Annotated in this window: 5 protein-coding genes; 4 read left to right on the forward strand and 1 reads right to left on the reverse strand. The window is 43.9% G+C overall.

From position 1 onward, the window contains the following. Positions 1-289, reverse strand: a 289-nt coding sequence (locus AB4496_RS01955) for a YbhB/YbcL family Raf kinase inhibitor-like protein (RefSeq protein ID WP_372130528.1), incomplete at its 3' end; no start/stop codon positions are given. Between the two features lie 243 nt (positions 290-532). Here AB4496_RS01955 and AB4496_RS01960 point away from each other — a divergent pair. From AB4496_RS01960 to AB4496_RS01975, 4 genes are all read left to right on the forward strand, one after another. Further along, positions 533-1,942, forward strand: coding sequence for a DUF3404 domain-containing protein (locus tag AB4496_RS01960; RefSeq protein WP_032555017.1), 1,410 nt, complete (start codon positions 533-535; stop codon positions 1,940-1,942). Beyond that, positions 1,920-2,570 (forward strand): response regulator transcription factor, encoded by a 651-nt coding sequence (locus tag AB4496_RS01965; RefSeq protein WP_032555016.1) that lies wholly within the window; start codon positions 1,920-1,922, stop codon positions 2,568-2,570. Before AB4496_RS01960 ends, AB4496_RS01965 begins: the two co-directional genes overlap by 23 nt. Next, positions 2,567-3,397 (forward strand): DUF2861 family protein, encoded by an 831-nt coding sequence (locus tag AB4496_RS01970; protein WP_032555015.1) that lies wholly within the window; start codon positions 2,567-2,569, stop codon positions 3,395-3,397. Before AB4496_RS01965 ends, AB4496_RS01970 begins: the two co-directional genes overlap by 4 nt. Before the next feature lie 119 nt (positions 3,398-3,516). Then, positions 3,517-5,081, forward strand: a 1,565-nt coding sequence (locus AB4496_RS01975) for a glycoside hydrolase (RefSeq protein ID WP_372130529.1), incomplete at its 3' end; no start/stop codon positions are given.

A 5,081-nucleotide genomic window follows, 5' to 3' on the forward strand; every position in this document is an offset into this window, starting at 1 on the left:
GGTCGCTCACTGTTGCTGGAATATCAAACGCGACCCAGTGCCAGAAACCACTTTCAGTCGGAGCGTCTGGATCATAAGCCGTGACTGCAAAGCTTTTGGTTCCTGCTGGAGCATCTTTCCACATCAATTGTGGTGATAGGTTACCGCCGTCACAACCCCAACTTGAGTATTCAAAGGTCTTCGCCATTGGGTGACCTTCTTGAATATCGTTGCTGATTAATTCGAACGCTTGAGCAGAGCCTGCCGCCAAAATACTAATTGCTAATACTGATTTGATGATGAGTTTCATGATAGTTCCTCTTATTAGGTATGAGTCCAGTATAGTTCCCTCCACACGCCCAGTGATGACAATAAGTACACAATTATCTAATTTAACCCAAACAAATGATACTTACTGTATTTTTACTTTATTATTTAAAAGCATGACCCACTCGACAATTTGTTGTTAAAAGAACACTTGTTGACATTCAGGTTACAAATCGCATCCAAAACTCTTTAGACTCTCCCCACGACTTTTAACGAGAATGATTGGATGCGCAGGTTTACCTTAGCCCTTGGCTTGATCTTTTGGCTCCCAACTCTAGCCAATGCCCAAAGTTTGCAAGACAAGTGGCAAACCCTGTATCAACTGAGCTGGCAATCATCCCCAATCCTAGTCTCTCAACAAGAGTTGGCTCAGTATCCGAAAGTTCTGCTTCATGAACGTAGCCGCTATCCTGATTTCAACCAATTCAGTTGGGACGACATCGCAGCGTTAGCGTCAATACAAGATCACTGCCGAGCGATTGAAAGCAATAACCCTTCATTAGATGATGCCATCGAGTTTGAGCTCGCTTTGTGTCAGCAACAAGCATTGGATTCCATTTGGTTTGCAGCACACTCCAAACGACACCCTGCAGGTGGCAGTTTTGCTGATCGTTATTTAGCCGCTTACCCAGATGTGACCGAGCAGATACGCCCATTTTTGAGTCTTACCAACCCGCAGCACCCTTTATATAACCAGCTAGAAAACCTAAGTGCACAAGGCAGAGAAGCACTGCTCAGTGGATACCGAGCTTGGCAACAGGACGATGTGCTTTGGTTAAGTGGCGAACAAGGCTGGAAAGCCATTCCCTTAAATGTTTGGCAACCTATTGCAGAGCGGCAAGAGGTGTCTTTGACGGGTGAAACCTGCACTTTTCGTTACAGCAACGTGTGCTTAAGCGAGCCTAGCAATGACAATCTGATCATGAAAACGTTGATCTTTACATTGCTGTTAACGTTGATTTCCGGCCTAGGTAGAGTCTTATACCTAAGAACAAAACAACGAAAAGAGAGGCAGTTCATTTTACAGCTTCTTACTCATGAACTGCGCACGCCAATTACTAGCCTAGGTCTAACCGTCGAAATGTTCAGAAACCGCTACGACGATTTTCCCGATGAGATCCAAGGGGCAGTTTGGCGTTTAATTTCAGACTATCAAAGGCTTTCTCAGCTCACCGAAAACAGCAAAGTGTATCTAAGTTCGGATCAGTCGGAGCCTTTGTTGAAGCAAAACGCATCATTGGAAGAGTGGCTCGACCATGTCTGCGAAAAGCACAATATTGCTTATCAATGTGAAGCAAGAGATGTTGAACTTAACCTGCCTTATTACTGGCTGACCATCTGTCTTGATAACTTAATCAAGAATGCTAAGCAGCATGGACAAGGTAAGGTTTTAGTTAAGATCTCCCTTTCAGATAAACTGAGAATAGAAGTACAAGATGAGGGTCACTTCCCCTCTTTGATACAACGACTTATTTCAAGAACAACACGGTGCGCCAATCACAAACAAGATAATATGGGCATTGGCCTGACTATTGTCGAACACTTGATGAAACAAGCGAATGGCCGTCTCATCATTCTCCGTAATCCAACTCGATGTATTTTGGAAATCGCTTATGAACACCCTACTGCTGATTGAAGACGACCAACTGCTTGGGCAAGGCCTCGTCAGCTTCTTTGAGTCCAATGGTTATCAATGCCTTTGGGTGCAAGATGCTCAGAGTGCCGGTAAGCTGTGGTTACGAGCCGATCTCGTGGTGCTTGATCGACAACTTGAAGACGGCGACAGCTTGCGACACTTGCCTAATTGGTTACTGATCAAAGCGCTACCTGTGATAGTGTTGACCGCCAAAGTTGAAGTTCAACAACGTGTTGAAGGTTTAATGGCAGGTGCCAAGGATTACGTGACTAAGCCATTTTCGAATGATGAATTGCTTGCTAGAGTCATTACGCAGCTTCGGCCGTTAGGTGTTAGCCATTTAGATTACGCAAATATCCAAATCAACTTGTCGGAACGGATCGCTTATCTGGATGAAAGCCCAATCACGTTGAAACCTAAAGAGTTTCAGCTATTAGTTTTGTTTGTTCAAAACCAAGGGCGCGTGTTCCACCGAGATGAGTTATTGAATAAAATCTGGGGTTATCAAGCCTTCCCAAGCACAAGAACCGTTGATAACCACATACTGCGTTTACGTCAAAAGCTACCAACGCTGAAACTAGAAACGCATCGTGGGGTTGGTTATCGTTTGGTTGGGGAATCACAATGAAAGTAAGCTTATTAACAACACTGTTCTGCACATTACCCTTTACAATGCCCTTTGCGTGTAATGCGGCTTGGTTTACAGACACGCCATTGCAACACACCTATCAATCACTGCTCGATGATCAACCGCAAGTGGCATGGCAAGAACTGCAAATCGCGCTTGATCAGGCAGAGCTTAATAGCCAACTTTGGCTACCCGTTAAACAAGAGATCCTGAGTCGGACTCAATGTGGAAGCACTCTTGAACAAAGTGCTACACCCAACAACCACATTCAAGTTAGCTTTATCAAGCGCCACGGTCTTTCATCACAAGGCTATCAGATCAAAGTGTCTGCGGAGCAACTCAACGAAGTGTTAGAAGATCAAACACAACGTATTTCTCTGGTCTCGCCTGATGGAAAAGTGGTTATCGAAGGACAACTCAATTCTGATGTCGAATATCAAGAGATTGAAACCAGTGAGATGCTCATCAAACCGGAATCGGGTGTTTATCAGTTAACGATAGGTTCGAACAACTACCCTATTATTGTTGCTTTAGACGACAACAAGCGATGGCTAACACTCGAAAGCAAACTCAACGACCCTCACATTGTGGTAACACCGCCTGAGATAATCGACAGCTGCCCAGACGCCAATGTCAGTTGGCAGTGGTTTGACGAAAACTACGATATGCTAGGTTTCAAGGTGCCAATCAAAACAACGCAAGCATCTCTTCCTACAGAAAGCCCAACCGGATCTGAAGCTAAACACTTGAGTGCATCGGTTGAAATGTTTGAATACCAAGGTGCGATTGAAATCCAATATGTACAGCGTGTCGCGATGCCTTTCTAAGTTAAGCTCGCTATACAATGGCATTAAACACCGAAGGGAAAAAATAGAGACATATAGGTGACAAAATACCAACGCGATTTGGGTGTAATGACCGTACTTACCCTTTACGGAATCTAGATATGGTCAACGTTCGTCATCAACTTAATTTTACGTCTTTTGCTATTGCAGCTCTATTCACGACTTGTGCGCTCTCGGCAAACGCACAAGATAATCAAGTCACTCTTATCAGCAATAGCCACACCAACAACATTAACGCCAGCAATATAGTGTCGATTTCAACAAAAACATTAGCGATAGATTGGAATGGCTTAAGTGTGAATAGCGCTGCTTTGACCGTTGATCGTCAACCTCAAAAAGTTACTCACCTAGTCATAGACTCAAAAACCAAGGCATCTTGGACACTCATGCCGAGTGGAATCAATGTTGAAGCTGAGTTGAAGGAACATAATCTTCTTGTCCAATTCACCTTACCTGAAAACACACAAGTAAAACGAAACCAACCCATTGAACTCGTTTGGTTTGACCTAGCAGAACAACAAACTCAGACTCTATTTCTGCCCTTTAGTGAGGGTATGCGCGTTCCTACCAACAATAAGCAGTGGGCCAATTACCTAGTCGACAACCATTCTGGAAGCAACACCACTCAAGACTTAAAAATGCCTTTTTGGACGGTACAACAGAACGATCAATTCATCAGTTATCAGATGATTACCCCAACCAACAACCAATTGTTCTTTTCTGATGTATCGTCGGATACGTCCTCTGATGAGAAGACCAAGATTGATATGAGCGCTTCACACCAATTTACAACGCTGAATCAATCACGGCCTTTTACGGTTCGGATAACACTTGGAGACTCTTGGTTAGATGGTGCTAAACAATACCGTGATTGGCGTATTGAGAATGGTCTCTCTGAATCGTTTGTCGAAAAGCAAAAGCGTAACCCAGATGTAAATAAGCTAATCGGCGCAAGCCACGTCTACTTGTTTGGTAAAGATGCTTTAAGTATCCAAGATGTGAGAGACTGGTGGGGATTAAAAGCCTGGTATCTCGAAGACTCTCAATTAAACATTTCAAGTGAAGCGAAGCGTGAGTTATCCCCTCTGTCTAAAGGCAAAGATTGGTTTAGCCAGTATCACAAACAACTGTTGTTGGACTCTATTAACCAGTCATTACAAAGCTTGTATCCTGTTGCAACGCCAACACTGCCTGATAACACCATAAAAGCTCAACACACCGCTGCTCAGAGCAAGAAAAGCTGGTTGATTAAGCATGCCTCTTCTTATCTCAATGCACCGGATACTTGGGGACAAGCCTTGTCATCAGGCATGGTCAACAATCTAAACAAAGCGGGCTTGAATAAGCTTTGGTTAGGTTTTGATAACTGGATGCCAGCATTCTATCAACCGAATGCAGTAGAACTGGCTAAGCAATCTGGTTATCTGGTTGGAACCTATGACTCCTACAACACAGCCATCCCTGCGAAGCTCAATGACAACTGGCTAACCGCCCAATTACCAAAACCGATGCGTGAAAGTTGTGCGATTGAAATGGCGGATGGCAGCCTAAAAAAAGGGTTTCGAGGAAACGGTTTTTACTTGAACCCGAATTGCCATTTGGATTATGTAAAACAGCGCGCCGTAGACATCATGCGTTTTGGTCACTTCAATAGCCTGTTCCTAGA

The sequence above is a fragment of the Vibrio sp. 10N.222.46.A1 genome, from assembly GCF_041473595.1.
Lineage (GTDB): Bacteria > Pseudomonadota > Gammaproteobacteria > Enterobacterales > Vibrionaceae > Vibrio > Vibrio tasmaniensis_A.